A 25,864-nucleotide genomic window follows, 5' to 3' on the forward strand; every position below is an offset into this window, starting at 1 on the left:
AGCTGCACACCCGACAATTGAATGCCCCGTATCTTGTTACCAACTCGTCAATATTCAGGGCTTGACCGTGGCGCTGTCCTGGTGCAGGTCGAGGAGGTCGGCGCGCGGATAGCCCCATTGCGGGAGCGGCGACGGGCAGGGCATGCCCGCCTGCGCCTGGGCCGCATAGGGCAGGGTCGAGAAGTTATGGCTGCCATGCGGACCATAGCGCACGTCGGTGGCGTAGCCGCCGGCCAGCGAGGGCGTGCGCGCGAAGCGCAGCCAGGCGTCGACCCGGCAGTCGGATGCGCGCAGCGCCTGCAGGCGCGCTTTCGAACCGCGCTCCTCCCAGGCCCAGGCCAGGCCGCCCGGCGCCTGCCCCACGTTCTCGCCGTGGATCTTGAAGGGACAGGCCGCCACCGGGTTGCGCTGCGGCGCCAGGCTCAGTACGCCGCGTCGCACCCGGTAGTCGTCGCCGCTGCCGGTGACGCTGATGACGGTCCAGCACAGCGGGTTGGCCGGAAAGGCCGACAGCGCCGTGTCGAGGATGCGCAGACCCGGCTCGCCCTGGCGCAGGGCCGCCGCGACCCGTTCGCGCGCCAGCTGCACGCTGCCCGCCTGCACCAGCACGAAGCCGAGCACGACCGCCACGCCGGCGACCAGGGCGCTGCGTTCGCCCGCGCGCCGGGTCAGCCAGACTGCCAGCAGCCAGATCGCGGCCAGGGCGGCGAACGAGCCCCATTGCAGGAAGCCGAAGAGAGTGAAGGCGCCCGGCGCCAGCAGGAGCAGCGCCAGGTAGCTTCGCCGCAGCCAGGGCCGCGCCACATGGGCCGCCAGGGGCGTGCCGAGCGCGACCCAGAACACCGGCTCGACGATGAACACCATGTCGCCGTAGAACCAGCGCGGATCGAAGGGCGCGAACGGATGGATGCCGTAGACGTTCATCGCGTCCATCCCGAAGTGCAGCAGCAGTCCGAGGACGATGCTGGCGAACAGGCCGGTGCGGGCCGCGGAACTGGTGCGCAGCAGGGTGCGCGCGGCCGGCCACAGCAGCCATAGCGCCGCCAGCAGCAGCAGGGCCTGGGGCAGGGCGTACAGCAGGGTATGGGTATGGCCGCGGTGGTGCAGCAGGTAGCCGAGCGGCTCGGGCGCAAGCGGCGTGAGCACCAGGTCGAGGTCGGGGAAATTGCTGGCCAGTGTGGCGCAGGTGAGCAGCAGGCGGCGGCGGGTGCTGGCGCGTGCTGCATCCGGTTCGGCCGGCAGCAGGCGATGGGTCAGTTCGCCCAGCGCGAGGCCGGCGAGGGAGTGGGTAAGGTTGTCCATCCAGCAATCTTATCATTCTGCATTTTGCGTTGCGCTTATGGTACGAAGCGGCCTCTGCAGGTCCACGCGCCCTTGCGGTTCAGGCAAGTTTTGCCGGCCGGCGCGCTGTGCTCGCGTACAATCGCCCTCAAATTTTGCTTTAAGGAAACAAGGGAGAGCGCAGTGCGTACCAATCTGCCGGTCACCGGCATCGAATACCGGATGAAAGAAGGCCAGTCGATCGTCTCGAAGACCGACACCAAGGGCCGCATCACCTACGTCAACCCGAGCTTCGTCGAGGTCAGCGGTTTCAGCGAAGAAGAATTGCTGGGCAAGGCCCACAACATCGTGCGCCATCCAGACATGCCGCCGGAAGCCTTCGCCGACATGTGGTCCACCCTGCAGTCGGGCCGGCCCTGGACCGCGATGGTCAAGAACCGCCGCAAGAACGGCGACTTCTACTGGGTGGTCGCGAACGTGGTCCCGGTCAAGGAGCGCGGCCAGGTGATCGGCTACATGTCGGTGCGCACCACGCCGGCGCGTGCCCAAATCGAGGCCGCCGACGCGCTGTATCGCACACTCCGCGCCGGCGAGCAGGGCAAGCTGGCGATCCGTGGCGGCCAGGCCGTGAAGACCGGTTTCGCCGGACACCTGCAGGGCCTGCGCCGGCTGCCGCTGGGCCGCCGCCTTGGCCTGGCCATGGGCGCCCAGGCCGCGTTGCTGGCGCTGCTGGCCGTCGTGGTCGATGGCGCGCTGTGGCGCACGCTTGCAGGCCTGGGTGCGCTCGGCACCCTGGCCGCCTGGGCCCACCTGCAGCACAGCATCGTGGCGCCGCTGCGCCATGCGACCAACACGGTGTATGCGCTGGCCGGCGGCGACCTGTCGCATTCGGTCGAGGTCGGGCGCGACGACGAGATGGGCCAGCTGCTGCTGGCGCTGCGCCAGATGAACATCAACCTGCGCGCCATCGTCGGCGACGTGCGCGGCAACGTCAGCACGATCGAACAGGCGACGCGCGACATCGCCGCCGGCAATACCGACCTCGCCGGCCGCACCGAAGCCCAGGCCGCCAGCCTCGAACAGACCGCCGCCAGCCTCGGCCAGATCGCCGCCGCCGCCACCCGCAACGCCGACAGCGCCCAGCGCGCCGACGGCCTGGTCGACACCGCGGCCGACGTGGCCGGCCGCGGCGGCGAGGCGGTCGACCGCGTCGGCGGCACCATGGGCCAGATCAGCACCTCGGCCACGCGCATCGTCGACATCATCGGCCTGATCGACGGCATCGCCTTTCAGACCAACATCCTGGCGTTGAACGCCGCGGTCGAGGCCGCGCGCGCCGGCGAGCAGGGCCGCGGCTTTGCCGTCGTCGCCGGCGAGGTGCGCAGCCTGGCCCAGCGCTCGGCCGGCGCCGCCAAGGAGATCAAGGCCCTGATCGACGACTCGGTGCACAAGGTCGGCCAGGGCAATGCGCTGGTGGGCGAGGCCGGCCGGACCATGCGCGAGGTGGTCGCTTCGGTGCAGCAGGCCGCGACCATCATGCACGACATCACCCAGGCCAGCCGGGCCCAGGGTGGCGACATCGCCCAGGTGAATGCGGCGATGGCGGAACTCGATGCGATCACGCGCCAGAATGCGGCGCTGGTCGAGCAGTCGGCTGGCGCCTCGGCGAACGTGGCGGAGGAGGCGGCGCAGTTGGGGCAGGCCTTGTCGGTGTTCAAGCTGGGCCGGGAATAGCGTGGCCGATGCCCCGCCCGGGCGGGGACCGAATGATGCCGATCTGCCCGGGAGTGCCTCTGTGTCCGCCGCATTTGATGCAAGTCAAGGATTTTGCTGATGTGCATCAATAGACTTCTGCTATCGAGCTGTGCCGCACCCTGCGGCGCAGCAGGCAGCAGGAGTCACTCAACATGCTTCACCAGGAAATCCCGTTCGCGTCCAGACGCATCCCTCCGGTCGTTGCCGCCAACACCGTCGAATTCGACCCCGAGCTCGTCAAGCGCCTGAGCAAGAACGGCCCGCGCTACACCTCCTACCCGACCGCCGACCGCTTCGTCGACACCTTCAGCTACCGCGACTACCTGCATGCCGTCGCCTCGGTCCGCACCCGGGGCGCGCGGCCGCTCTCGCTCTACCTGCACATCCCGTTCTGCGACACGGTCTGCTACTACTGCGCCTGCAACAAGATCGTCACGAAAAACCGCGAGAAGGCCGCGACCTACCTCGGCTACCTGAGGCGCGAGATCGCGATGCAGGCCGGGCTCTTCGCCGGCATGAACGAGGTCGAGCAGCTGCATTTCGGCGGCGGCACGCCGACCTACCTGAGCGACGAACAGATGGGCGAGCTGATGGCCCACCTGCGCCGCAACTTCAAATTCGCGCCCGACGAAGCGGGTGAGTACTCGATCGAGGTCGATCCGCGTACGGTGTCCACGGAACGCGTGCACAGCCTGCGCCGCCAGGGCTTCAACCGCATCAGCCTGGGCGTGCAGGACTTCGACCCGGAGGTGCAGAAGGCCGTCAACCGCGTCCAGCCCGAGGCGGAGACACGCGCCATCATCCGGGCCGCGCGCGACGCCGGCTTCCGCTCGGTCAGCATCGACCTGATCTACGGCTTGCCGAAACAGAGCCTGGAAAGCATGGCGGTCACTATCGACAAGGTGATCGACGCCAGCCCGGACCGCATCTCGATCTATCACTACGCCCATCTGCCGCACGTGTTCAAGCCGCAGCGCCGGATTCTCGAAGCGGATATGGCTTCGTCGAACGAGAAGCTGGCCATGCTGGCGCTGTGCATCGAGCGCCTCACCGACGCCGGCTATGTCTACATCGGCATGGACCACTTCGCCAAGCCGACTGATGACCTGTCCGTGGCCCAGCGCCAGGGCCGGCTGCACCGCAACTTCCAGGGCTATTCGACCCATGCCGACACCGACCTGGTCTCCTGCGGTGTCTCGGCCATCGGCGCGGTGGGCGCGACCTACAGCCAGAACGCGAAGACCCTGGAAGCGTATTACGAGGCGCTGGACAACAACGAGCTGCCCGTCGTGCGCGGCATCGCGCTCGGCATGGACGACCTGCTGCGCCGCACCGTGATCCAGAAGCTGATGTGCCAGTTCGAGCTGTCGATGCCGGCCATCGAGCAGGCCTTCCCGATCGCCTTCGGCCAGTACTTCGCGGCCGAACTGGCGGTGCTGCGCCATCTCGAGCGCGATGGTCTCCTGACCCTGGAGGGCGACTGGATCTCGGTCACGATGCGCGGGCGCCTGCTGATCCGCAACGTCTGCATGGTCTTCGACCGCTACCTGGCGGCGCCGACGTCCATGCCGCGCTACTCGCGTACCGTCTGACACCATGGGCGTCAGCCTGTTTCCCGTGTTCGTGGTGGGCCTGCTCGGCAGCGTCCACTGCGCCGGCATGTGCGGCGGCATCGTCGGCGCGCTGTCGTTCGCGCCGCCGCGGCCGCGCGCCGGCACCACGACCATCGCCCTGCGTCCGGTGGCGGCTGCGCCAGCCAGCCTGAACGTGGCCGCGTACAACCTCGGGCGTATCGCCAGCTACATGACGGCCGGTGCGATCGCGGGTGGCGCCGCGCAGGGCGCCGGCGCGCTGTCGGGCCTGCCCCTGCTGCAGGCCGCCGCTTACTGGCTTGCGAACCTGATGCTGGTCGCGATGGGCCTCTACCTGATGGGCGCCTGGTCCGGCATCGCCCACGTCGAGCGAGGAGGACAGTGGTTGTGGCGCCGCGTGCAGCCGCAGTTGAAGCGCGTCGGTCCGCCCGACACGCCGGGCCGCATGTTCGCGGCGGGCGCCCTCTGGGGCTGGCTGCCCTGCGCGATGGTCTACAGCGTGCTGGTGACCGCCATGCTGAGCGGTTCGGCCACCTCGGGCGCCCTGACCATGCTCGCCTTTGGTCTGGGAACGCTGCCGATGATGCTGGCGCTCGGCCTGGCCGGGGCGCGCCTGCGCGGCTGGCTGCGCCTGCCGGCGGTGCGCATCGCCTGCGGCGCCGTGGTGCTGGCCTTCGGTGTGCTCGGCCTGCTGCGCGCGGCGGGTGGACTGCCGGCGAGCTGGCTGCACACCCTGTGCGTCACCACGGGGGGGGCGCCATGAGAGACGGTACGGCAGCGGATGCGATAGACGCGGCCGTGCATGCGCCGGCGCGGGACGGCTGCTTCCACTGCGGCCTGCCGCTCCCTGCGCAGCGCCACTGGCGCACGACCATCGGCGGCGCCGAACGCGCCATGTGCTGCCCCGGCTGCGCGGCCGCGGCCCAGGCCATCGTCGACGCCGGCTGCACCGATTACTACGAGACCCGGACCGGCTATGGCGCTACTGTCGAGAGCCTTGATGCGCCCGAGCTGGCGCTGTTCGACAGCGTGGAAAACACGGGCGAGGGCGGTTTCACGGTCGAGGGCATCCGCTGCGCCGCCTGCGTCTGGCTGATCGAGCGCCGCATCCAGGCGCTGCCCGGCGTCCAGGAGGCGCTGCTGAACGTCAGCACCGAACGCCTGCAGGTGCGCTGGGATCCGGCGCAGTGCAAGGTGAGCGACATCCTGCGCGCCCTGCGCGCGATCGGCTACACCGCTTATCCCTACGACGCGAAACGCCATGGCGAGCAGTTGGAACGGGCGAGGCGCACGCTGTTCCGCCAACTTTTTGTTGCCGGCCTGTCGATGATGCAGGTGATGATGTACGCCGTGCCGGTCTACATGGCCACCGACGGCACGATGGATGCCGACATGGCCGCGCTGATGGGCTGGGCTTCGCTGCTCCTGACCCTGCCGGCCGTCTGCTATTCGGCGCTGCCATTCTTCGCTGGCGCCTGGCGCGACCTGCGCCGCGGCCTGCCCGGCATGGACGTGCCTGTCGCGCTGGGCGTCGCCGCCGCCTTCACCGGCAGCACCGCGGCCCTCGTCAACGGACGGGGCGAGGTCTATTTCGATTCGATCACGATGTTCGTCTTCCTGCTGCTGGGCAGCCGCTACCTCGAGCTGCTGGCACGCCGGCGCGCGGCCGGTGCGCTCGAAGCGCTGCAGGAGGGCATGCCGGCGTCCAGCCTGCGCATGCCGGGCTATCCGGTTGACCGCGCGACCGAACTGGTGGCGGCCGGCAGCCTGCAGCCGGGCGACGTCGTGCTGGTCGCACCGGGCCAGGCGGCGCCGGCGGACGGCGTCATCGTCGAGGGCGAGACCGAGGCCGACCTGTCGCTGCTCACCGGCGAAAGCCGCACCCGCCGCCTGGGGCCCGGCGACACGCTGCCCGGCGGCGCGGTCAACGTGGCGCAGGCGGTGGTGCTGCGCGTCGCCGCGGCGGCGCGCGACAGCACGCTGGCCCTGCTGGTGCGCCTGGTCGAGAAGGCGGGGCAGGGCAGGCCGGCGCTGGCCCTGTGGGCGGACCGCGTGGCCGCCTGGTCGGTCGCGGCCCTGCTGGTGCTGACCGTCGTCGTGTTTGCAAGCTGGCAGATGATCGACCCGGGCCGCGCCTGGCCGGCGGCAATCGCGGTGCTGGTCGTGACCTGTCCCTGTGCGCTCTCGCTGGCCACGCCTACCGCGCTGGCGGCGGCCACGGACAAGTTGCTGCGCCGCGGGGTGCTGGCGGTGAGCCCGCACACGCTGGAAACCCTGGAGCGCGCCACCCACGTCGTGTTCGACAAGACCGGCACCCTGACCCTGGGCCGTCCTGTGCTGCGCGCGGCCCGCGCCTTCGGCGGCATGGCCCCGGAGGCGGCGCTGGCCGTGGCGGCGGCGCTGGAGGCGGGCAGCGCGCATCCGCTGGCCCAGGCGATCCGCGCCGCGGCGCCGTCGACAACGGCCCGGGCAAGCGGCACCGCCTGCACGGTCGGGCAGGGACTGGAAGGCGAGGTCGACGGCGTGCGCTACCGTCTCGGCAGCGCGGCCTTTGTCGCGGCGCTGGCCGGCAGCACGGCGCCGCTGGGCGATCCGGGCGAGGGCAGCGCGGTCTGGCTGGCCAAAGCCGGCGCCTGGCTGGCCCGCTTCGATATCGCCGACGGCCTGCGGCCCGAAGCGGCCGAAGTGGTGCGCCGCTTCGAAGCCGCGGGCAAGACGGTGGTCCTGCTCAGCGGCGACGAAGCGCATGCGGTGCAGGCGGTGGCGGGCCAGCTCGGCGTCAAGGTCGCGGCAGGCGGGCAGTTGCCGGACCAGAAGCTGGACTTCGTGCGCAGGCTGCAGGGGCAGGGCGCCGTGGTGGCGATGGTGGGCGACGGCATCAACGACGCCGCCGTGCTGCGCGGCGCCGACGTCTCGTTCGCAATGGGCGGCGGCGCGGCCCTGGCCCAGTTGCATGCGGACGGCGTGCTGCTCGGCGACAGCCTGCTGCCGCTGGTCGAGGCCGCCGACACTGCGCGGCGCACCTTGACGATCATTCGCCAGAACCTGGCCTGGGCCAGCGTCTACAACCTGGCCGCGATTCCGCTGGCGGCGGCCGGACTGCTCAATCCCTGGCTGTCGGGCATCGGCATGGCGGCCAGTTCGGCCATCGTGGTGCTCAACGCGCTGCGTCTGAGGAAATAGCATGGAAGCCCTGTATCTCCTGATTCCCCTGAGCCTGGTGCTGGTCGCCGTGGCGATCTGGGTCTTCTTCGGCGCCGCCGACAGCGGCCAGTTCGACGACCTGGAAGGCCCGGCGCTGCGGGTGCTGCGCGACGACGACCGCGCGCCCTGAAGGCGGTGGTGCACTACCCGGACGGCTGCGGGTTTGCGCGCGCGAGTTGTTCCACCACATCTCTGCGTTTTTGAAAGCTTTGGCGGCTTCGCGCAGTCGCCGCCGTCGATGCCGCTGGTGATCCTCATCACCGGTTCGGAGAACAACCTGAGGCCGGGACGCACGGCCGCCGACGTGGAAAGGGAAGAGGCCGGCCTGCTGTTCACCAGCAGCCTGCCGGGTCATGCCGTCGCCAATCCGCTGCCGCTGTACAAGCGCGACCGGTGGTTTGCGGCACTGCCCCAGCGCCTGCCGCCGACCCTGGTCATCCACGGCGACCGCGACGGCAAGACCCCGCACGACGCGGCCCTGCGCCACATCGGCGCATTGCGCCAGGCCGGAGCGGTCCGGCTGTACACGGCCGCGGGCAAGGGACACTTCGTCCTGTGGACGGACCGCTGCGCACGGCAAGCGGTCAGGAACTTCGTGCTCGGCACGGATGTCGGCCAGCGCTGCCAGGCGCCGGGGGGCAGCGACTGAGCAGGGGGTGCGCTACATCGTCGGCCCGCGCCCCGTGTGGCCTTCCTTCTCGATGCGGTCCTGGCACTGGATGCAGGTCTGCACCGTGGGCGTGGCCAGCAGGCGCTCTTCCGGGATGTCGCAGCCGCAGGAAACGCAGATGCCATAGCCGCCGGATTCGAGGCGGCCGATGGCGGCGTCGATCTCGTGCAGCAGGGCGGTTTCGTGGTCGGCGAAATGCTGTTCGTCGTGGGCCGTCATTTCGGCTTCGGGCGCATCGTCGCCGATGGCCATGTGGGCACCGGGGCTGATCTGGGGCGGGGTGTCGCCGTCGGTGTCTGTGCGGGCGCGGACCGTGGCAAGGGTTTCTTCACGGGCTTGCTGCAGGCGTTTCGAGACTTCGTCGTGCAGGGATTGCGAGATGGGCATGGGATTTTCCTGTCGATGTATTGGACCGTAGGGTGGGCACGCCGTGCCCACGCGTTACATGTTCATCCTTGAACCGGCGGCCTCGACGATTCGCTCCGCGGCGTGTCCATCCGGGTAACGCTAACGTAATGCATTTTGACCCGCTAACACGACGCATCGTTCCGCGTGGGCAGTGGGGCTGGCTAAATGCCAGCACCACAAACTGCCCACCCTACGGTCCTATCCTGAGTGAAACTGAACATTTTGATTCACATCAAGGATTTTTAAGGTCCAGAAAACTACTCTCCCGGCTGTGATCGCAGTCAATCCATCGGGAGAATAACTTGGAAGGCAGTCTAAACTATAACTACAAGATCGTGCGCCAGTTTGCCGTCGCCACGGTCGTGTGGGGCGTCATCGGCATGGCCGCCGGCGTCTTCATCGCGGCGCAGCTCGCCTGGCCCGCGCTCAACTTCGACATCCCCTGGCTGTCCTACGGCCGCCTGCGTCCGCTGCACACGAATGCGGTGATCTTCGCCTTCGGTATCTGCGGCCTGTTCGCCACCTCGTATTACGTGGTGCAGCGTACCTGCCAGGTGCGCCTGTTCTCCGACAGGCTGGCCGCGTTTACTTTCTGGGGCTGGCAGGCGGTGCTGGTGGCGGCCGCCATCACGCTGCCGATGGGCTTCACGCGCGGCAAGGAATACGCCGAGCTCGAGTGGCCGATCGCCCTCCTGATCACGGTGGTGTGGGTGGCCTATGCGGTGGTCTTCTTCGGCACCATCGTCAAGCGCAAGGTCCAGCACATCTACGTGGCGAACTGGTTCTTCGGCGCCTACATCATCGCGGTCGCGGTGCTCCACATCGTCAACGGCGCGGTCGTCCCCGTCTCGGCCTTCAAGTCGTATTCGGTCTACGCCGGCGTGCAGGACGCCATGATCCAATGGTGGTACGGCCATAACGCGGTCGGCTTCATCCTCACCGCCGGCTACCTGGGCATGATCTATTACTTCATCCCGAAGCAGGCCGAGCGCCCGGTGTATTCCTACCGCCTGTCGATCGTGCACTTCTGGGCCCTGATCTTCACCTACATGTGGGCCGGCCCGCACCACCTGCACTACACCGCGCTGCCGGACTGGACCCAGTCGCTGGGCATGGTGTTCTCGCTGATCCTGCTGGCGCCAAGCTGGGGCGGCATGATCAACGGCGTCATGACGCTCTCGGGCGCCTGGCACAAGCTGCGCTCGGACCCGATCCTGAAGTTCCTGATCGTCTCGCTCTCCTTCTACGGCATGGCGACCTTCGAGGGCCCGATGATGTCCATTAAAACCATCAACTCGCTGTCGCACTACACCGACTGGACCGTCGCCCACGTGCATGCCGGCGCCCTGGGCTGGGTCGGCTTCATCACCATGGGTTCGATCTACTACCTGGTCCCGCGCCTGGCCGGGAAAAAACAGATGTGGTCGATGCAATTGGTCGAAACGCATTTTTGGGTCGCCACCATCGGCATCGTCCTCTACATCGCGTCGATGTGGATCGCCGGCGTGATGCAGGGCCTGATGTGGCGCGCGGTGAACCCGGACGGCACCCTGACCTATACCTTCGCCGAGAGCGTGAAGGCCACCTATCCCTACTATGTGATCCGCTTCACCGGCGGCTTCCTCTACCTGTCGGGCATGGTCCTGATGGCCTTCAACACCTGGAAGACGCTGGCCGGCACCGTCAATGTGGACGCGCCGATCCCGCAGCCGCACAAGCCCCGGCACGCGGCCGATCACGTCGAAGCCTGCGCCGTCGAGACCCGCGTACCGACGCACGCCTGAAACTGGAGTCATTCGCAATGAAAAAATTTACCCATGAATGGATCGAGAAGAATCCCTGGCTCCTGATCGGCCTGGTGATCCTGGTGATCTCCTTCGGCGGCCTGGTCGAGATCGTGCCGCTGTTCTTCCAGAAGTCGACCACCGAGCCGGTCGCCGGCCTGAAACCCTACTCGCCGCTGCGCCTGGCGGGCCGCGACATCTACATCCGCGAAGGCTGCTACAACTGCCACTCGCAGATGATCCGGCCCTTCCGCGCCGAGACCGAGCGCTATGGCCATTATTCGGTGGCCGGCGAATTCGTCTACGACCACCCCTTCCAGTGGGGCAGCAAGCGCACCGGTCCGGACCTGGCGCGCGTGGGCGGGCGCTACAGCGACGAATGGCACCGCACCCACCTGGACAATCCGCGCGACGTGGTGCCGGAATCGAACATGCCCGGCTACCCGTGGCTGGCGAAGACCAAACTGGTCCCGGCCGAGATCGTGCCGAAGATGCGCGCGATGCAGACGCTTTCCGTGCCCTACGGCGAGGAAGAGATCAAGAACGCCCCGGCCGAGCTGGCCGGGAGGACCGAGCAGGACGCGCTGATCGCCTACCTGCAAGGCCTGGGCACCCAGATCAAGACGAGGAACTGACATGGCTATCGAACAACTCTTTGACAGCGCGAGCAGCGTGATGACGGTGGTCTCCTTTGCCACCTTCATGGGCATCGTGCTGTGGACCTTCCTGCTCAAGCGCAGCAGCGACTTCGACCGCGCCGCCGCGCTGCCCTTTGCCGACGAGGAGAAAGACCATGTCTGACTTCACCTCCGGCTTCTGGAACTGGTACGTCGCCCTGATCACGATCGCCTCGATCGCCGGCTGCGCGATCCTGCTGTGGTCGCAGTCGCGCTTTCGCGTGAAGATCGGCCAGGATGGCCAGCCCGAGAAAACCACCGGCCACGTCTGGGACGAGGACCTGACCGAGCTGAACACCCCGATGCCACGCTGGTGGATGGGCCTGTTCTATCTCACCATCCTGTTCGGCATCGGCTATCTGGTGCTCTACCCGGGCCTGGGCAGCTATGCGGGTAAACTCGGCTGGGCATCCACCGGCGAATACAAGGCCGAGCTGAAGCAGGCCGAAAGCGACTTCGGCCCGCTGTTCGGGCGCTACGCCAGCCAGGACCTGAAGGCAGTCGCGGCCGACCCGCAGGCGCGCGCCATCGGCGAACGCATGTTCCTGAACTACTGCGCCCAGTGCCACGGCTCCGACGCGCGTGGCAACAAGGGCTACCCGAACCTGACGGACACGGACTGGCTGCACGGCGGCGAGCCCGACACCATTAAAAAGACCATCATGGCGGGCCGCATCGGCCAGATGCCGGCGATGGGCGCGGCGCTGGGCTCGGACAAGGACATCGAGGCCGTCGCGCATTACGTGCGCAACCTGTCGGGCCTGACCGCCGACCCGGTGAAGGTCACCTTCGGCAAGCCGAAGTTCGCCGCCTGCGCCGCCTGCCACGGCGCGGAAGGAAAGGGCAACACCATGCTGGGCGCGCCCAACCTGGCCGACAAGGTCTGGCTCTACGGCGGCAGCGCCGACACGGTCATGGAGACCATCCGCAAGGGCCGCACCAACACCATGCCCGCCTTTGGCGAATTCCTGGGCGAACCCAAGGTGCACGTGCTGGCGGCTTACGTGTGGAGCCTGTCGAATCCCGCGTCCGGTACGGTTGAAGAGAACAAGGTAGCGTCAAAATGAATGCCCCCCATGAAGCGGTCGTGAAGATGTATGCCGCGCGCGAGGAGATCTATCCGCGCGAGATCAAGGGCCGCTACGCCACGTTGCGCTGGGCCTGCGTCTGGCTCACCCAGCTCCTGTTCTATGGCCTGCCCTGGCTGGCGTGGAACGGCCGCCAGGCGGTGCTGTTCGACCTGGGCACGCGCAAGTTCCACCTGTTCGGCCTGGTGCTCTGGCCCCAGGACTTCATCTACCTGGCGGGCCTGCTCATCATCTGCGCCTATGGCCTGTTCCTGGTCACCGCCGTGGCCGGACGCGTGTGGTGCGGCTTTGCCTGCCCGCAGACCGTCTACACCGAACTCTTCCTCTGGATCGAGCGCAAGATCGAGGGTGCGCGCAGCGCCCGCATCCGCCTCGACCGCCAGCCCTGGACGGTCGAGAAGATCTGGAAGAAGGGCGCCAAGCACGCGGCCTGGCTGGCGGTGGCGCTGTGGACCGGCTTTACCTTTGTCGGCTACTTCACGCCGGTGCGCAGCCTGATGCAGGAGATCGCCGGCTGGCGCGTCGGCCCCTGGGAAGCCTTCTGGGTGCTGTTCTACGGCTTCGCCACCTACGGCAACGCAGGCTGGATGCGCGAGCAGGTCTGCAAGTACATGTGTCCCTACGCCCGCTTCCAGAGCGCGATGTTCGACAAGGACACCCTGATCGTCACCTACGACCGTGCGCGCGGCGAGCCGCGCCGCCCGGGACTGCGCGTGACCGGCGACAAGTCCGCTGAGCGGGTAGGGGATTGCATCGACTGCAGCATGTGCGTGCAGGTCTGCCCGACCGGGATCGACATCCGCAACGGCCTGCAGTACGAATGCATCGGCTGCGCCGCCTGCGTGGACGCCTGCAACAGCGTGATGGACAAGGTCGGGAAGCCCGCGGGCCTGATCCGCTACGCGACCGAGAACGCGCTGGCGAAAGGCTGGGGCACCGCCCGGGTCAGGCGCCGGCTGATGCGCCCGCGCGTGCTGGTCTACACGGCTGTGCTCGGGCTGCTGGTCGCGGCCATGACGTCCTCGCTGGCGCTGCGCACACCCTTGAAGGTGGACGTGATCCGCGACCGCGGTTCGATGGGCCGCGAAGCCGAGGATGGCCGTATCGAAAACGTCTACCGCCTGCAGCTGATGAACACGAGCGAAACGCCGCGCCGGTTCCGGCTTGGGGTAAGCGGCATGGCCGGCGCGCAGATTGTCGATGCGGACGTGGTCGCCCTCGACGGCGCCAGCACGCGTGCGGTGCCGGTGCGGGTGCGCGCCGAAGGCGCCGGCCAGGCCGGCTCGCACCGCATCGAATTCACCGTCACCGCGCTCGACGATCCCGGTGTCGCCGTGCGGGAAGAAGCGGCCTTCATCGTGCCGCGCTAAAGGAGAGGATCATGCAAACCGTTTTGCCCACCTCGGCGCCCTGGTACCGCCACCGCTGGCCCTGGTTCATCATGCTGGGTCCTGTCGCAGTGATGCTGGCCACCGCAGTCACCGTCTGGCTGGCGCTGCGGCAGCCGGACGCGATGGTGGTGGACGACTACTACAAGCAGGGCAAGGCCATCAACCAGGACCTGCGGCGGGACCGCGCCGCCACCAGCCTGAAGCTGGTGTTTGATGCGCGCTTCGATGCGCAAGCCGCGACGCTGGCGGGGCGCCTGCTCAGCTTCGGGCGGCCGATGCTGGCGCCGTTTCGCATCCACCTCGCGCACCCGACCCAGCCGCAGAAGGATCTCGTGCTGGAAGCGCTGCCGGACGATTACGGCAACTTCAGCGTTGGTGTGCCGGGGCTGGAGATGACGCACTGGCATGTCGTGGTCGAAGGCGAGGGCAGGCAGTGGCGCCTGGCGCGCGGCTGGAGTCCGGGGAAGGATGCCGGATTGCGGATCGCAGCGGACGGGGTGTTGTAGGGTGGGTTCTCGAACCCACGCGGTCTCACCGTTCGCGTGTCGGCGACGGCACGACCGCCACGGGCCACGATAAACGGTGCGGGTAAGCGACGGCCCCATACCGCATGGACTCGGGAGTCCACCCTACGATACTGTAGGCGCCGCGGAAACACGGCCGATGAAACGGCGTGGGTTCAAGAACCCACCCTACGAACCCGACCGGCGCATTCGACGTCCGATTCCACCCCGCGCACCGCAGCTGTAAAGACTGTCCTTCCCTAACTCTTCCATGTTAGATTTTCGTCACGGCAATTTGCCGTACGACTAACTAGAAGAGACACCCATGCCCGCACGCTCCCAGCGCATCCTGCGCACCGCCATCGCCTCCCTGTTCGTTCCGCTCGCCATCGCCGGCGCCGTCCTTCCGCAAGCCGCGCTCGCCGCCCCGGCTGCGGCAGCATCGGCGCCAGCCGTCAAACCGAACGCTGCCTTCGACAAATGGGCCGACCAGTTCGCCCAGGAGTGGGTGCGCGGCAATCCGCAGTTCGCCACCGCCACCCAGTACTTCAGCGGCGCCGAACAGGACGCCCTGGACCGCCAGCTCACGCCGCAAACCCCGGCCCAGCGCAAGAAGATGATCGCCAAGGCGAAAGAGGGCATCGCGCGCCTGGACAAGTGGATGGCGGGCCCGCTGGACGAGACCCAGCGCATTTCGGCGGCGGTGATGCGCTGGTCGCTGGCCAACACGGTGGCGAACGAACCTTTCGAGGACCACGGCTTCGTGTTCCAGCAGTTCAGCGGCGCCCAGGTCAGCCTGGTCAACTTCATGACCCAGACCCACCCGATGCGCCGCGCTTCGGATGTCGACAGCTACCTGGCGCGCCTGGAGCAGGTCGGCACCCGCATGGACGAGGCGCTGGCGCGCGCCCGCGCCGCCGCCGCGAAGAAAATGATCCCGCCGCGCTTCATCCTCGAGCGCGCCCAGTACCAGGTCGACACCTTCCTCAAGCCTTCGGCCGCCGAGAACGTGCTGGTGACCTCGCTGGTGCAGCGCACCGCGGCGCTGAAGGACCTGGCGCCGGAGGCGCGCACCGCCGCGATCGCCCGTGCGACCCGCATCGTCGAGGACAAGGTCCGTCCGGCCTACGCCCGGGTGCAGGCCTTCATGGCCGAGCTGCACCCGAAGACGGATGACGTCGCCGGCATTTCGCGCCTGCCGAACGGCCTGGCTGCCTACAACCGCGCGCTGGCGAACTACACCAGCACCAACCTGACGGCGGAGCAGATCCACGCGATCGGCCTGCGCGAAGTGGCGCGCATCGAAGGCGAGATGGACAAGCACCTGCGTTCGCTCGGCTTCAATGAGGGCAGCATCGAGGAGCGCATGAAGCAGCTCGACGCCACTTTCCAGCCCAAGGGCGAGGGCGACCCGCGCCCGGCGATCCTGGCGAAGTATGCCGAGATGGTCAAGGACGCCGAGCGCCGCAGCGAGTCGCTGTTCAACCTGAAGCCGCGCGCGCCGGTCGAAGTGCGCCGCGAACCGCCGCTGACCGAAGCCTCGGCCGCCGCCCACTACAGCCTGCCGGCGCCGGACGGCAGCCGTCCAGGCGTGTTCTGGGTGCCGATGCGCGGCCCGACCTTCAGCATGATCCGCATGCGCAGCCTGTCCTACCACGAGGCCGTGCCGGGCCACCACTTCCAGCTGGCGATCCAGCAGGAGCTGGCCGGCATTCCGAAGTTCCGCAGCCAGCGCATCTTCAGCGGCGGCAGCGCGCACAGCGAAGGCTGGGCGCTGTACACCGAGCGCCTGGCGGTCGAGCAGGGCTGGTATAAAGATGACGTCCCTGGCCTGCTGGGCGCGCTGGGCTCCGAACTGTTCCGCGCCCGCCGACTCGTCGTCGATACCGGCCTGCACACCAAGGGTTGGACGCGCCAGCAGGCGGTCGACTACGGCATCAACGTCGAGGAAGTCGACCGCTACGTCGCCTGGCCGGGCCAGGCCACGGCCTACATGATCGGCATGCTGCGCATCGTCGAACTGCGCGAGAAGGCCAAGGCGGAGTTGGGCGACAAGTTCTCGCTGCCGGGCTTCCACGACATGGTGCTGAGCGCGGGTTCTGTGCCGCTGGACGTGCTGGGGCAGCTGGTCGACCAGTGGATTGCGAAGGAAAAGGCGAAGGCGTAATCCGTCCGGCAAACGGTTGACGTTTCGCGGCGCATGTTGCGGCTGCCAGCGTCAACCGTAGGGTGGGCACTTTGTGGTGCTGGCATTTAGCCAGCCCCACTGCCCACGCGAACGCTTGATCAATCGACTGCTTCGGCCCGAATAGCGCTGCCAGCGTGCAGGCGGAAGCGTTCCGGATATGCATTGGGACGCATTTCCTTGACGCAGCTTCACAGGTACTGAACGCGGCGACGCAACGCAAGCGTCCGCGTGGGCACGGGGTGCCCACCCTACGGTTCGCTCCAGCTTTCCTGTCACCGATCGCTTCTCAACACGCGTCATCTCTGTCACGCCAACTGAGGCATACTCTGGACTCCGTCGACCACTCTACAAGGAGCGCAGCATGGAAACCCAGGAATTGCACCGCGGACGCCTGATCGACCACATCCAGCTCGTCGTACGCGACCTGCCCGCATCCAGACGGTTCTACTCGGCCGTCTTTGAGGTGCTGGGCGTGCCGATGGGCGGCGAGGGCGAGGGGTATTTCTGGGCCGACGAGCTCTTCGTCTCGACGCCGGACAGCGAGGCGGCGCAGGGCGTGCTGACCGGCCGCCACCACCTGGCCTTCCAGGCCGCCGACCGCGCCATGGTCGACGCCTTTTACGAGGCGGCTTTGAAAGCGGGCGGCAAGGACAACGGCGCGCCCGGCGAGCGCAACTACCATCCGGGTTACTACGGCGCCTTCGTGATCGACCCGGACGGCAACAACATCGAAGCGGTATTCCACGGCCCGGCCACGCGCAGCGCGCCGTCGGTCAAGGTCACGTTCTAGGCGTCCAGGGAATTCACGCCATCGGGCTGCACTGCTCGGTGCCGGCCGCGATCGCACGCAGGCGCGCCGGCTCGAGCAGGGTGACTTCGCGCTTGTCGACGGCGATCCAGCCCTGCTTCTTGAAGCGCGACAGCAGGCGGCTGACGCTTTCGATGGTCAGGCCCAGGTAGTTGCCGATGTCCTCGCGCGACATGCGCAGCGCGAAGCTGGTCGAGGAATAGCCGCGCGCGGCATAACGCGCCGACAGGTTCACCAGGAAGACTGCGAAGCGCTGCTCGGCGCGCATATTGCCCAGCAGGAGCATGACGTTCTGTTCGCGCGTGATCTCCTGGCTCATGATGCGGTGGAAGTGGCGCAGCAGGGCCGGCACTTCGCCGAACAGTTCCTCCAGGCGCGAGAAGGGGATTTCGCAGACCTCGCTGTCCTCGAGCGCGACCGCGTCGCAATGGTGGCGGTCGCCGCTGATCGCATCCATCCCCAGCAGTTCGCCGGCCATCTGGAAGCCGGTAATCTGCTGCTCGCCCGCCGCGTTCACCTGGTAGGTCTTGAAGTGGCCGAAGCGCACCGCGTACAGGCTGCGGAAGGGCTCGCCCATGGCGTACAGGCGCTCGTCGCGCTCCAGGCGCCGGCGGCGGCCGATGATCTTGTCGAGGCGGTCGATGTCCGCGTTTTCCAGGCCCATCGGCAGGCACAGCTGGTGCATGCTGCAGGCGCTGCAACTGGCCTTCAGCGCCTTGATGCTGATCGGAGAAGCGGCAGGGGAAGAGGGGGCTTGGGTCATCGGTCCTCGAACAGTCGCGGTCAATACGGGAATTATAGTCCGGTCTGCCACCGCGCCCCAGTCTTTTGACCTGTCGCTGTCCGGCTGGAAAAGGCTGATGAGTGCGTGCAATAGCTCGAGGCGATGCAGCTGTACAGGGCGTCAAGGCGTGGCCAGGTTGCCAATTGTGCGCATGTCCAACCGTGCTAGATTCTGGACACCGCAGATCACGAGGAGTGCTCATGTTCGGCCTATCGGCGTTGGATCTGGCCCGCATCCAGTTCGCATTCACGATGTCGTTCCACATCCTCTTTCCCGCAGTGACCATCGGCCTGGCCAGCTACCTGGCCGTCCTCGAAATGTCCTGGCTGCGCACGAAGCGCCAGGTCTACGTCGACCTCTACCACTTCTGGCTGAAGATCTTCGCCGTCATGTTCGGCATGGGCGTGGTGTCGGGCATCGTGATGGCCTACCAGATCGGCACCAACTGGAGCAACATGTCCGAGTTCGCCGGCAGCATCATGGGGCCGGTGCTGTCCTACGAGGTGCTGACCGCCTTCTTCCTCGAAGCCGGCTTCCTGGGCGTGATGCTGTTCGGCTGGAACCGGGTCGGCCCGCAACTGCATTTCGTGGCCACCTGCATGGTGGCGATCGGCACCCTGATCTCGGCCACCTGGATCCTGGCCGCCAACAGCTGGATGCAGACGCCCCAGGGCTATGCCATCGAAGGCGGGCGCATGGTGCCGGCCGACTGGCTGGCGATCGTCTTCAATCCCTCCTTCCCGTTCCGGCTGATGCACATGGTGGTGGCCGCCTATCTCACCACGGCCCTGATCGTCGGGGCCACCGGCGCCTGGCAGCTGTTGCGCCGGCGCGACAATCCGGCCGTGCGCAAGATGCTGTCGATGGCGATGTGGATGCTCCTGATCGTCGCCCCGATCCAGGCCGTCATCGGCGACTTCCACGGCCTGAACACCGCCGAGCACCAGCCGGCCAAGCTGGCCGCGATGGAAGGGCACTGGCAGAACGAGCCGGGCGAGGCCATCCCCCTGCTGCTGTTCGGCATTCCCGACATGGAGGCCGAGCAGACGCGCTACGCGGTCGGCATCCCGCGCCTGGGCAGCATCATCCTCACTCATAGCTGGGACGGCCAGTTCCCCGGCCTGAAGGATTTTCCGAAGGACGAAAGGCCGAACTCCCTGATCGTGTTCTGGAGCTTCCGCCTGATGGTCGGGCTGGGCCTGCTGATGATCGCGCTGGGCCTGTGGAGCCTGCTGCTGCGGCGCGGTGGGCAACTCTTCACCAGGCGACTGTTCCTGCGCGCGGCCTTGTGGATGGGGCCGGCCGGGCTGGTCGCCATCCTGGCCGGCTGGGTCACCACCGAGGTCGGGCGCCAGCCCTGGGTGGTGTACGACGTGCTGCGCACGGCCGATGCGGTCTCGCCGCATGCTGCGCCGGCGGTGGCGCTGACGCTGGCGATCTTCGTGGTGGCCTACTTCTTCGTGTTCGGCGCCGGCACGGCCTACGTGCTGCGCCTGATGCGCAAGGGGCCGCAGCACTTCGAACTGAACCGGGCGCCCGAGGGCGGGCCGGGCGAGGAGCGCACACCGATGCGTCCGCTCTCGGCCGCGGACGTGGACAACGACGACGAAGGCACGGCCGAAGGCACCGGCGGCGATCGGAAGGGGACCTGAGAGAGGAGCAGACTATGGGCATCGACACCTCGGTCATCTGGGCCGTCATCATCTACTTCGCCGTCTTCATGTACGTGCTGCTGGACGGCTTCGATCTCGGCATCGGCATCCTCTTCCCCTTCGTGAAGCAGAAGCGCGACCGCGACACCATGATGAATACCGTCGCCCCGGTCTGGGACGGCAACGAGACCTGGCTGGTGCTGGGCGGGGAGGGCCTGCTGGCGGCTTTCCCGGTCGCGTATTCCATCATCCTGTCCGGCCTCTACCTGCCGCTGATCTTCATGCTGGTGGGCCTGGTGTTCCGCGGCGTCGCCTTCGAATTCCGCTTCAAGGCCAAGGAACACGAGCGCCACTGGTGGGACAAGGCCTTCATCGGCGGCTCGGTGACGGCGGCCTTCTTCCAGGGCGTCTCGCTCGGGGCCTTCCTGGACGGGATCGCGGTGTCTGGCCGCAGCTATGCCGGCGGCGTGCTCGACTGGTTCGCGCCTTTCCCGATCCTGGCCGGTTTCGGCGTGATCATCGCCTACACGCTGCTGGGCAGCACCTGGCTGATCATGAAAACCGAGGGCGAGCTGCACGAGCGCATGGTGCAGGTGGCGCGCCCGTTCGCGCTGATGCTGCTGGGCGCGATCGTGGTGGTCAGCATCTGGACCCCGCTGCGCGACCCGGCGGTGGCCGACCGCTGGTTCACCTTCCCGAACATCCTGTTCCTGGCGCCGGTGCCGGTGCTGGTGCTGCTGTCGATTGCGCTCCTGCTCGGCTCGCTCAAGGGCAAGCCGCACCGCTGGCCTTTTGTTGCGGCGCTGGCCCTGGTCTTCCTCGGCTACACGGGCATGGCGATCAGCATCTGGCCGCACATCGTCCCGCCCCACATCACGATCTGGGAAGCCGCCTCGCCGCCGGCCAGCCAGGGCTTCGCGCTGGTGGGCACGCTGTTCATCCTGCCGATCATCCTGATGTACACGATCTGGTCGTACTGGGTGTTTCGCGGCAAGGTCAAGGCCGACGCGGGGTATCACTGATGCGCGCCCGCCTGCGCCTCGGGAAGCGGCCGGCGCCCCTGTGGCTGCGCCGCCTGGGCTGGATGGCCGGGCTGTGGGCCGCCGGGGTGGCGGCTCTGTTCCTGGTCGCGAGCCTGATCCGCCTGATCATGCACGCCGCGGGCATGCGTTAAGTGGGCAGCAAGGAACACGACAAGGAGCTCGACATTGACTTGTTGGTAAGTGTCGAGATATGCAAGCGGTTTCAAACGTGCGCGCCTCTGCGGGGTGAGGGTCTACACTTTCGATAAAGATTTATTAACGGAGCGCCTCAGTGTCCATGCAGTCTGCATTACCCGAACACACCTCCACTCCGGCTAATGACGCCGTCAGCGCCCTGATCGCCGTGGTGCATCCTTTGTCCAGCGAAGACCAGGCCCGTGCCGACCTGTATGCCCTGGCCGCGCGACTGCTGCTGGCGGCGCCGGGCGAAGTCCTGCTGGGGCAGCTTGCCGCGGCCGACCCCATCCTCGCCGAAGGCGGCGAGCCGGGCCTGGAGCGAGCCTGGGAGAAGCTGGTGCTGGCCTCCGGCGTGATGGATGCCCAGGGCGTGGCCGAGGAGTTCGACACCCTGTTCGTCAGCGACGGCACGCCGACCCTGAATCCCTACGGTTCGCTCTACCTGTCCGGCTTCATGAACGACACCCCGCTGGCGGAGCTGCGCAGCGACCTGGCGCGCTTCGGCATTGGCCGGGTGCGCGGCGTCGCCGAATTCGAGGACCATCTCGGCGCGCTGTGCGAGACCATGCGCGTGCTGATCGCGGGCGGTCCGGGCATCCGGCGCCAGCCCCTGCACGAGCAGAAGGCCTTCTTCGATGCGCGCATCGCGCCCTGGTACGAGCGCTGCCTGGACGACATCCGCAATGCGCAAGGCGCGAATTTCTACAAGGTGGTGGCCGACTTCGTGGAGGCCCTGCTGGAGATCGAAGCCGTGGGCTTCGCGGTGGAAGAACTCGATGATTAACCCAACCCAGCGAACCGAGGACGATGCGATGGAACGCGATCACGCAGACGTACAAGCACACGCACAAGCGGTGCAGCACGCGGCCGATGGAAAGCCCGACCCGGCGCGCCGCAATTTCCTGAAGGCCGCGCCGCTGGGCGCGCTGGCCGCGGTGGCCGGCGGCGCCGAGGCCAAGCCCGAAATGAAACCTGCCGAGGCCGCCAAGCCCCAGGTCAAGCGCGGCTACCACGAGACCGAGCACATTCGCCGTTACTACCAAACCGCCGCCTACTGGTGAGCGATCCCGGAGAGCAGACATGTCGTTAGTGAAGAGTTCGAGCAAGGAAGGCGCCGTTCGGGGCCTGAAGCGGCGCAAGTTCCTGGTCGGCGCCGGTGTCGCGGCCGGGGCCGGCGCACTGGCGCGCCAGCTGCCGTTGAACGTCATCGAACCGGCCCAGGCCGCCGATCCGGTGGCCGACGCGCCGGTCAAGACCGAGATCAAGCACACCGTCTGCAGCCACTGCTCGGTCGGCTGCTCGGTCGAGGCGGTGGTGGCCAACGGCGTCTGGGTGCGCCAGGAAGCGGCCTTCGATTCGCCCATCAACATGGGCGCCCACTGCGCCAAGGGCGCCTCGGTGCGCGAGCACGGCTTCGGCGAACACCGCCTGCGCTACCCGATGAAGCTGGTGAACGGCAAGTACACCCGCATCTCCTGGGACCAGGCGATCAACGAGATCGGTGACAAGCTGCTCGAGCTGCGCCAGAAGTCCGGCCCCGACGCCCTGATGGTGATCGGCAGCTCGAAGCACAACAACGAGCAGGCTTACCTGCTACGCAAATGGGTCTCGTTCTGGGGCTCGAACAACTGCGACCACCAGGCGCGCATCTGCCACTCGACCACCGTCGCCGGCGTGGCCCAGACCTTCGGCTACGGCGCGATGACGAACTCCTTCAACGACCTGCACTACAGCAAGGCCGTGCTCTTCATCGGCTCGAATCCGGCCGAAGCCCACCCGATCTCGATGCTGCACTTCCTGCACGCCAAGGAACTGGGCGCGAAGATGATCGTGATCGACCCGCGCTTCACGCGCACGGCGCGCTTCGCCCACCACTACGTGCGCGTGCGTCCGGGTACCGACATCCCGCTGGTCTGGGGCATCCTCTGGCACATCTTCAATAACGGCTGGGAAGACAAGAAATTCATCGCCGAGCGCACCTACGGCATGGACGACGTGCGCAAGGAAGTGGCCAAGTGGACGCCGGACAAGGTATCCGACATCACCGGCGTGCCGGAAGCGACGGTGCGCACTGCGGCCGAGATGCTGGCCACGAACCGTCCTTCGTCCGTGGTCTGGTGCATGGGCATTACCCAGCACCACGTCGGCACCGCCAACGTGCGTGCGCTCTCGATCCTGCAGCTGGCACTGGGTAACATTGGCGTGCCCGGCGGCGGCGCCAACATCTACCGCGGCCACGACAACGTGCAGGGCGCCACCGACGTCGGCCCGAACGGCGACTCGCTGCCCGGCTACTATGGCCTGGCCGAAGGCGCCTGGAAGCACTTCGCGAACGTCTGGGGCGTCGACTACAACTGGATCATGTCGCGCTTCGGTTCCAAGGAACTGATGGAGAAGCCAGGCATCACGGTGTCGCGCTGGTTCGACGCGGTAAACGAGCAGAACCAGTACATCGACCAGCCGAGCAACCTGCGCGCCGTGTTCTACTGGGGCCACGCGCCGAACAGCCAGACCCGCCTGCCCGACATGAAGGCGGCCATGCAGAAACTCGACATGCTGGTCGTGATCGATCCCTATCCGAGCATGACCGCGTCGATGCACGGCCGCACCGACGGCGTCTACCTGCTGCCGGCCGCCTCGCAGTTCGAAACGCAGGGCTCGTGCACGGCCTCGAACCGCTCGATCCAGTGGCGCGAGCGCGTCATCATGCCGCTCTTCGAGTGCAAGACCGACCACGAGATCATGTACCTGTTCGCGAAGAAGCTCGGCTTCCACAACGAACTGTGCAAGAACATCAAGGTCGTGCACAACGAGCCGGTGGTCGAGGACATCCTGCGCGAGATCAACCGCTCGTGCTGGACCATCGGCTACACGGGCTGCTCGCCCGAGCGCCTGAAGCTCCACATGGAGAACAAGCACACCTTCAATCCGACCACGCTGCGCGCCGACCATGGCCCGTGCAAGGGCGACTATTACGGCCTGCCGTGGCCGTGCTGGGGCACGCCGGAAATGAAGCACCCCGGCACCCCCATCCTGTACGACCTGAACAAGAGCGTGGCCGAGGGCGGCCTGCCGTTCCGCGCCAACTGGGGCGTGGAGCACAATGGCGTGAGCCTGCTGGCGGCCGACGGCTCGACCAACAAGGACAGCCAGCTCGACGTCGGCTACCCCGAGTTCGACCATGTGTTCCTGAAGAAGCTGGGCTGGTGGAACGAGCTCACGCCGGCCGAGCAGGCCATGGCCGAAGGCAAGAACTGGAAGACCGACCTGTCCGGCGGCATCATCCGCGTGGTCATCTCCCACGGCTGCGCGCCCTACGGCAATGCCCGGGCCCGCTGCAACGTGTGGAACTTCCCGGACCCCGTGCCGACCCACCGCGAGCCGCTGATGTCGCCGCGCCGCGACCTGGTCGCCAAGTACCCGACCTACGACGACAAGGCCAACTTCCTGCGCCTGCCTACGCTCTACAAGTCGGTCCAGGCGATGGATTACTCGAAGGACTTCCCGCTGATCATGACCTCGGGCCGCCTGGTCGAGTACGAGGGCGGCGGCGAGGAAACCCGCTCCAACCCATGGCTGGCCGAGCTGCAGCAGAACATGTTCGTCGAGATCAACCCGAAGGACGCGGCCCAGATCGGCGCCCATATCGGCGACTTCGTCTGGGTCGAGACCCCGACCGGGGCGCGCCTGAAGATGATGGCGATGGTCACCGAACGCGTACCGATCGGCCTGGTATGGGCGCCGTTCCACTTCGGCGGCTGGTGGATGGGCGAGGATCTGGAAAAACACTACCCCGAGGACGGCGCGCCGACGGTGCGCGGCGAAGCCATCAACACCGGCTGGACCTATGGTTACGACGCCGTGACGATGATGCAGGAAACCAAGGTATCGATGTGCCGCGTGGTGCGGGCATGACAGGCAAACCAGGAAATCAGAGCAGAGGAGGCTGACATGGCCGCGAGGATGAAGTTCATTTGCGATACCGAGCGTTGCATCGACTGCAACGGCTGCGTTACCGCCTGCAAGAACGAACACGAAACGCCCTGGGGCGTGAACCGCCGCCGCGTGGTCACGATCAACGACGGGGTGCCCGGTGAGCGCTCGGTGTCGGTCGCCTGCATGCACTGCACCGACGCGCCCTGCCTGGCGGTGTGCCCGACCAACTGCATCTACCACACCGAAGACGGCATCGTCCTGCACAGCAAGGACCAGTGCATCGGCTGCGGCTACTGCTATTACGCCTGCCCCTTCGGCGCGCCCCAGTTCGCCGGCAGCGGCCTGTTCAACCACCGCGGCAAGATGGACAAGTGCACCTTCTGCGCCGGCGGCCCGGAGCCGGACACCTCGGAAGCCGAGTTCAAGAAATACGGCCGCAACCGCATCGCCGAAGGCAAGCTCCCGGCCTGCGCCGAAATGTGCGGCACCAAGGCCCTGCTCGGCGGCGAAGCCAACCTGATCGCCGACATCTACCGCCAGCGCGTGGAAACGCGCGGTTACGGTCCCGAACTGTGGGGCTGGAAGATCGCCTACGGCCGCCCGAAACGCGGCGGCGAGATCAAGGCCAAGGGCGACCTGCCGCGCGAGAACCAGGATTCCGGCGACTTCCAGAACGGCGGCGGGAGGTTCAAGCAATGAAGAAAGCGACCTACCTCATCCTGTTGCTGCCGCTGCTGCTGACGGGCTGCCTGGAAGTCGACCAGCACCCCGAGTGGATCCGCGGCGAATACGCCGGCAAGGACGACAACCGCCATTTCCAGACGCATTTCCACAATGACCGCCTGGCCTGGTCGGCGACGATCCAGAACCGCAACCAGAAGCAGAACGAGTATAACCGCGCCAACCCTTGAGGAGCCACATTC

The 25,864-nt window shown here is 67.2% G+C and carries 25 protein-coding genes; 22 read left to right on the forward strand and 3 right to left on the reverse strand.

What is annotated here, in order from left to right; genetic code table 11:
• Window positions 1-54: 54 nt before the first annotated feature.
• The gene (locus ACSUZJ_RS10075; protein WP_499415682.1) at window positions 55-1,302 is read right to left on the reverse strand and encodes a metal-dependent hydrolase; all 1,248 of its coding nucleotides are present in this window, start codon (window positions 1,300-1,302) and stop codon (window positions 55-57) included.
• 162 nt (window positions 1,303-1,464) lie between these two features.
• On the opposite strand from ACSUZJ_RS10075, the gene ACSUZJ_RS10080 reads away from it, so the two are divergent.
• The 6 genes from ACSUZJ_RS10080 (at window position 1,465) to ACSUZJ_RS10105 (ending at window position 8,481) form a co-directional block, all read left to right on the forward strand.
• A complete protein-coding gene (locus ACSUZJ_RS10080; RefSeq protein ID WP_499415684.1) occupies window positions 1,465-3,015 on the forward strand; it encodes a methyl-accepting chemotaxis protein in 1,551 nt (516 codons plus the stop codon).
• A gap of 173 nt (window positions 3,016-3,188) precedes the next feature.
• Entirely contained in the window at window positions 3,189-4,628 is a 1,440-nt protein-coding gene (gene hemN / locus ACSUZJ_RS10085) for an oxygen-independent coproporphyrinogen III oxidase (protein ID WP_499415686.1), read from the forward strand.
• A gap of 4 nt (window positions 4,629-4,632) precedes the next feature.
• Window positions 4,633-5,391, forward strand: coding sequence for a sulfite exporter TauE/SafE family protein (locus ACSUZJ_RS10090; RefSeq protein WP_499415688.1), 759 nt, complete (start codon window positions 4,633-4,635; stop codon window positions 5,389-5,391).
• Entirely contained in the window at window positions 5,388-7,811 is a 2,424-nt protein-coding gene (locus tag ACSUZJ_RS10095; protein WP_499415690.1) for a heavy metal translocating P-type ATPase, read from the forward strand. Before ACSUZJ_RS10090 ends, ACSUZJ_RS10095 begins: the two co-directional genes overlap by 4 nt.
• Before the next feature lies 1 nt (window position 7,812).
• A complete protein-coding gene (gene ccoS, locus ACSUZJ_RS10100; RefSeq protein WP_499415692.1) occupies window positions 7,813-7,962 on the forward strand; it encodes a cbb3-type cytochrome oxidase assembly protein CcoS in 150 nt (49 codons plus the stop codon).
• Window positions 7,963-8,079: 117 nt separating this feature from the next.
• Window positions 8,080-8,481, forward strand: coding sequence for an alpha/beta fold hydrolase (locus tag ACSUZJ_RS10105; RefSeq protein ID WP_499415694.1), 402 nt, complete (start codon window positions 8,080-8,082; stop codon window positions 8,479-8,481).
• A 12-nt stretch (window positions 8,482-8,493) separates the two neighbouring features.
• On the opposite strand, the gene ACSUZJ_RS10110 is transcribed toward ACSUZJ_RS10105, so the two are convergent.
• A complete protein-coding gene (locus tag ACSUZJ_RS10110; protein ID WP_499415696.1) occupies window positions 8,494-8,889 on the reverse strand; it encodes a TraR/DksA family transcriptional regulator in 396 nt (131 codons plus the stop codon).
• Window positions 8,890-9,212: 323 nt separating this feature from the next.
• On the opposite strand from ACSUZJ_RS10110, the gene ccoN reads away from it, so the two are divergent.
• The 8 genes from ccoN to ACSUZJ_RS10150 all read left to right on the forward strand — a co-directional run bounded on the left by ccoN (window position 9,213) and on the right by ACSUZJ_RS10150 (window position 17,331).
• The gene (ccoN, locus tag ACSUZJ_RS10115) at window positions 9,213-10,694 is read left to right on the forward strand and encodes a cytochrome-c oxidase, cbb3-type subunit I (protein ID WP_499415698.1); all 1,482 of its coding nucleotides are present in this window, start codon (window positions 9,213-9,215) and stop codon (window positions 10,692-10,694) included.
• Between the two features lie 17 nt (window positions 10,695-10,711).
• Entirely contained in the window at window positions 10,712-11,329 is a 618-nt protein-coding gene (ccoO, locus tag ACSUZJ_RS10120; RefSeq protein ID WP_499415700.1) for a cytochrome-c oxidase, cbb3-type subunit II, read from the forward strand.
• Between the two features lies 1 nt (window position 11,330).
• Window positions 11,331-11,495 (forward strand): cbb3-type cytochrome oxidase subunit 3, encoded by a 165-nt coding sequence (locus tag ACSUZJ_RS10125; protein WP_499415702.1) that lies wholly within the window; start codon window positions 11,331-11,333, stop codon window positions 11,493-11,495.
• A complete protein-coding gene (gene ccoP / locus ACSUZJ_RS10130; protein WP_499415704.1) occupies window positions 11,488-12,438 on the forward strand; it encodes a cytochrome-c oxidase, cbb3-type subunit III in 951 nt (316 codons plus the stop codon). Before ACSUZJ_RS10125 ends, ccoP begins: the two co-directional genes overlap by 8 nt.
• Window positions 12,435-13,829 (forward strand): cytochrome c oxidase accessory protein CcoG, encoded by a 1,395-nt coding sequence (ccoG, locus tag ACSUZJ_RS10135; protein ID WP_499415706.1) that lies wholly within the window; start codon window positions 12,435-12,437, stop codon window positions 13,827-13,829. The genes ccoP and ccoG overlap by 4 nt, the downstream gene beginning before the upstream one ends.
• A gap of 11 nt (window positions 13,830-13,840) precedes the next feature.
• On the forward strand, window positions 13,841-14,356 hold the full coding sequence (locus ACSUZJ_RS10140; protein WP_499415708.1) for a FixH family protein: 516 nt from the start codon (window positions 13,841-13,843) through the stop codon (window positions 14,354-14,356).
• Between the two features lie 322 nt (window positions 14,357-14,678).
• On the forward strand, window positions 14,679-16,520 hold the full coding sequence (locus ACSUZJ_RS10145) for a DUF885 domain-containing protein (RefSeq protein WP_499415710.1): 1,842 nt from the start codon (window positions 14,679-14,681) through the stop codon (window positions 16,518-16,520).
• Between the two features lie 382 nt (window positions 16,521-16,902).
• Window positions 16,903-17,331, forward strand: a complete 429-nt coding sequence (locus ACSUZJ_RS10150) for a VOC family protein (protein ID WP_499415712.1) — start codon at window positions 16,903-16,905, stop codon at window positions 17,329-17,331.
• Between the two features lie 13 nt (window positions 17,332-17,344).
• On the opposite strand, the gene fnr is transcribed toward ACSUZJ_RS10150, so the two are convergent.
• On the reverse strand, window positions 17,345-18,112 hold the full coding sequence (gene fnr / locus ACSUZJ_RS10155) for a fumarate/nitrate reduction transcriptional regulator Fnr (RefSeq protein WP_499415714.1): 768 nt from the start codon (window positions 18,110-18,112) through the stop codon (window positions 17,345-17,347).
• A gap of 221 nt (window positions 18,113-18,333) precedes the next feature.
• Here fnr and ACSUZJ_RS10160 point away from each other — a divergent pair, with 221 nt between their 5' ends.
• The 8 genes from ACSUZJ_RS10160 to ACSUZJ_RS10195 all read left to right on the forward strand — a co-directional run bounded on the left by ACSUZJ_RS10160 (window position 18,334) and on the right by ACSUZJ_RS10195 (window position 25,852).
• Window positions 18,334-19,785 (forward strand): cytochrome ubiquinol oxidase subunit I, encoded by a 1,452-nt coding sequence (locus ACSUZJ_RS10160; RefSeq protein WP_499415716.1) that lies wholly within the window; start codon window positions 18,334-18,336, stop codon window positions 19,783-19,785.
• A gap of 14 nt (window positions 19,786-19,799) precedes the next feature.
• The gene (gene cydB / locus ACSUZJ_RS10165) at window positions 19,800-20,807 is read left to right on the forward strand and encodes a cytochrome d ubiquinol oxidase subunit II (RefSeq protein ID WP_499415717.1); all 1,008 of its coding nucleotides are present in this window, start codon (window positions 19,800-19,802) and stop codon (window positions 20,805-20,807) included.
• A complete protein-coding gene (locus ACSUZJ_RS10170; RefSeq protein WP_499415719.1) occupies window positions 20,807-20,959 on the forward strand; it encodes a DUF2474 domain-containing protein in 153 nt (50 codons plus the stop codon). Before cydB ends, ACSUZJ_RS10170 begins: the two co-directional genes overlap by 1 nt.
• Before the next feature lie 146 nt (window positions 20,960-21,105).
• Window positions 21,106-21,789, forward strand: coding sequence for a TorD/DmsD family molecular chaperone (locus tag ACSUZJ_RS10175; protein WP_499415721.1), 684 nt, complete (start codon window positions 21,106-21,108; stop codon window positions 21,787-21,789).
• Window positions 21,782-22,066 carry a twin-arginine translocation signal domain-containing protein gene (locus ACSUZJ_RS10180; RefSeq protein ID WP_499415723.1) on the forward strand — a complete coding sequence of 95 codons (285 nt, stop codon included), beginning with the start codon at window positions 21,782-21,784 and terminating at the stop codon, window positions 22,064-22,066. The genes ACSUZJ_RS10175 and ACSUZJ_RS10180 overlap by 8 nt, the downstream gene beginning before the upstream one ends.
• 19 nt (window positions 22,067-22,085) lie before the next feature.
• Window positions 22,086-24,920: a formate dehydrogenase subunit alpha gene (locus ACSUZJ_RS10185; protein ID WP_499415725.1), complete on the forward strand. Its 2,835-nt coding sequence runs from the start codon at window positions 22,086-22,088 to the stop codon at window positions 24,918-24,920.
• A 36-nt stretch (window positions 24,921-24,956) separates the two neighbouring features.
• Window positions 24,957-25,640, forward strand: coding sequence for a formate dehydrogenase FDH3 subunit beta (fdh3B, locus tag ACSUZJ_RS10190; RefSeq protein WP_499415727.1), 684 nt, complete (start codon window positions 24,957-24,959; stop codon window positions 25,638-25,640).
• Window positions 25,637-25,852, forward strand: coding sequence for a hypothetical protein (locus ACSUZJ_RS10195; protein WP_499415729.1), 216 nt, complete (start codon window positions 25,637-25,639; stop codon window positions 25,850-25,852). Before fdh3B ends, ACSUZJ_RS10195 begins: the two co-directional genes overlap by 4 nt.
• The last annotated feature ends 12 nt before the right edge of the window (window positions 25,853-25,864 follow it).

It is taken from the genome of Telluria sp. B2 (assembly GCF_051789535.1).
Taxonomy (GTDB): domain Bacteria; phylum Pseudomonadota; class Gammaproteobacteria; order Burkholderiales; family Burkholderiaceae_D; genus Telluria.

Excerpts from the sequence above, each read along its gene's own strand:
- ACSUZJ_RS10075 (WP_499415682.1), bottom strand. The coding sequence starts at position 1,302 with ATGGACAACCTTACCCACTCCCTCGCCGGCCTCGCGCTGGGCGAACTG.
- hemN (WP_499415686.1), top strand. The coding sequence starts at position 3,189 with ATGCTTCACCAGGAAATCCCGTTCGCGTCCAGACGCATCCCTCCGGTC.
- ACSUZJ_RS10090 (WP_499415688.1), top strand. The coding sequence starts at position 4,633 with ATGGGCGTCAGCCTGTTTCCCGTGTTCGTGGTGGGCCTGCTCGGCAGC.
- ACSUZJ_RS10095 (WP_499415690.1), top strand. The coding sequence starts at position 5,388 with ATGAGAGACGGTACGGCAGCGGATGCGATAGACGCGGCCGTGCATGCG.
- ccoS (WP_499415692.1), top strand. The coding sequence starts at position 7,813 with ATGGAAGCCCTGTATCTCCTGATTCCCCTGAGCCTGGTGCTGGTCGCC.
- ACSUZJ_RS10110 (WP_499415696.1), bottom strand. The coding sequence starts at position 8,889 with ATGCCCATCTCGCAATCCCTGCACGACGAAGTCTCGAAACGCCTGCAG.
- ccoO (WP_499415700.1), top strand. The coding sequence starts at position 10,712 with ATGAAAAAATTTACCCATGAATGGATCGAGAAGAATCCCTGGCTCCTG.
- ACSUZJ_RS10125 (WP_499415702.1), top strand. The coding sequence starts at position 11,331 with ATGGCTATCGAACAACTCTTTGACAGCGCGAGCAGCGTGATGACGGTG.
- ccoP (WP_499415704.1), top strand. The coding sequence starts at position 11,488 with ATGTCTGACTTCACCTCCGGCTTCTGGAACTGGTACGTCGCCCTGATC.
- ccoG (WP_499415706.1), top strand. The coding sequence starts at position 12,435 with ATGAATGCCCCCCATGAAGCGGTCGTGAAGATGTATGCCGCGCGCGAG.
- ACSUZJ_RS10140 (WP_499415708.1), top strand. The coding sequence starts at position 13,841 with ATGCAAACCGTTTTGCCCACCTCGGCGCCCTGGTACCGCCACCGCTGG.
- ACSUZJ_RS10145 (WP_499415710.1), top strand. The coding sequence starts at position 14,679 with ATGCCCGCACGCTCCCAGCGCATCCTGCGCACCGCCATCGCCTCCCTG.
- ACSUZJ_RS10150 (WP_499415712.1), top strand. The coding sequence starts at position 16,903 with ATGGAAACCCAGGAATTGCACCGCGGACGCCTGATCGACCACATCCAG.
- fnr (WP_499415714.1), bottom strand. The coding sequence starts at position 18,112 with ATGACCCAAGCCCCCTCTTCCCCTGCCGCTTCTCCGATCAGCATCAAG.
- ACSUZJ_RS10160 (WP_499415716.1), top strand. The coding sequence starts at position 18,334 with ATGTTCGGCCTATCGGCGTTGGATCTGGCCCGCATCCAGTTCGCATTC.
- cydB (WP_499415717.1), top strand. The coding sequence starts at position 19,800 with ATGGGCATCGACACCTCGGTCATCTGGGCCGTCATCATCTACTTCGCC.
- ACSUZJ_RS10170 (WP_499415719.1), top strand. The coding sequence starts at position 20,807 with ATGCGCGCCCGCCTGCGCCTCGGGAAGCGGCCGGCGCCCCTGTGGCTG.
- ACSUZJ_RS10175 (WP_499415721.1), top strand. The coding sequence starts at position 21,106 with ATGCAGTCTGCATTACCCGAACACACCTCCACTCCGGCTAATGACGCC.
- ACSUZJ_RS10180 (WP_499415723.1), top strand. The coding sequence starts at position 21,782 with ATGATTAACCCAACCCAGCGAACCGAGGACGATGCGATGGAACGCGAT.
- ACSUZJ_RS10185 (WP_499415725.1), top strand. The coding sequence starts at position 22,086 with ATGTCGTTAGTGAAGAGTTCGAGCAAGGAAGGCGCCGTTCGGGGCCTG.
- fdh3B (WP_499415727.1), top strand. The coding sequence starts at position 24,957 with ATGGCCGCGAGGATGAAGTTCATTTGCGATACCGAGCGTTGCATCGAC.
- ACSUZJ_RS10195 (WP_499415729.1), top strand. The coding sequence starts at position 25,637 with ATGAAGAAAGCGACCTACCTCATCCTGTTGCTGCCGCTGCTGCTGACG.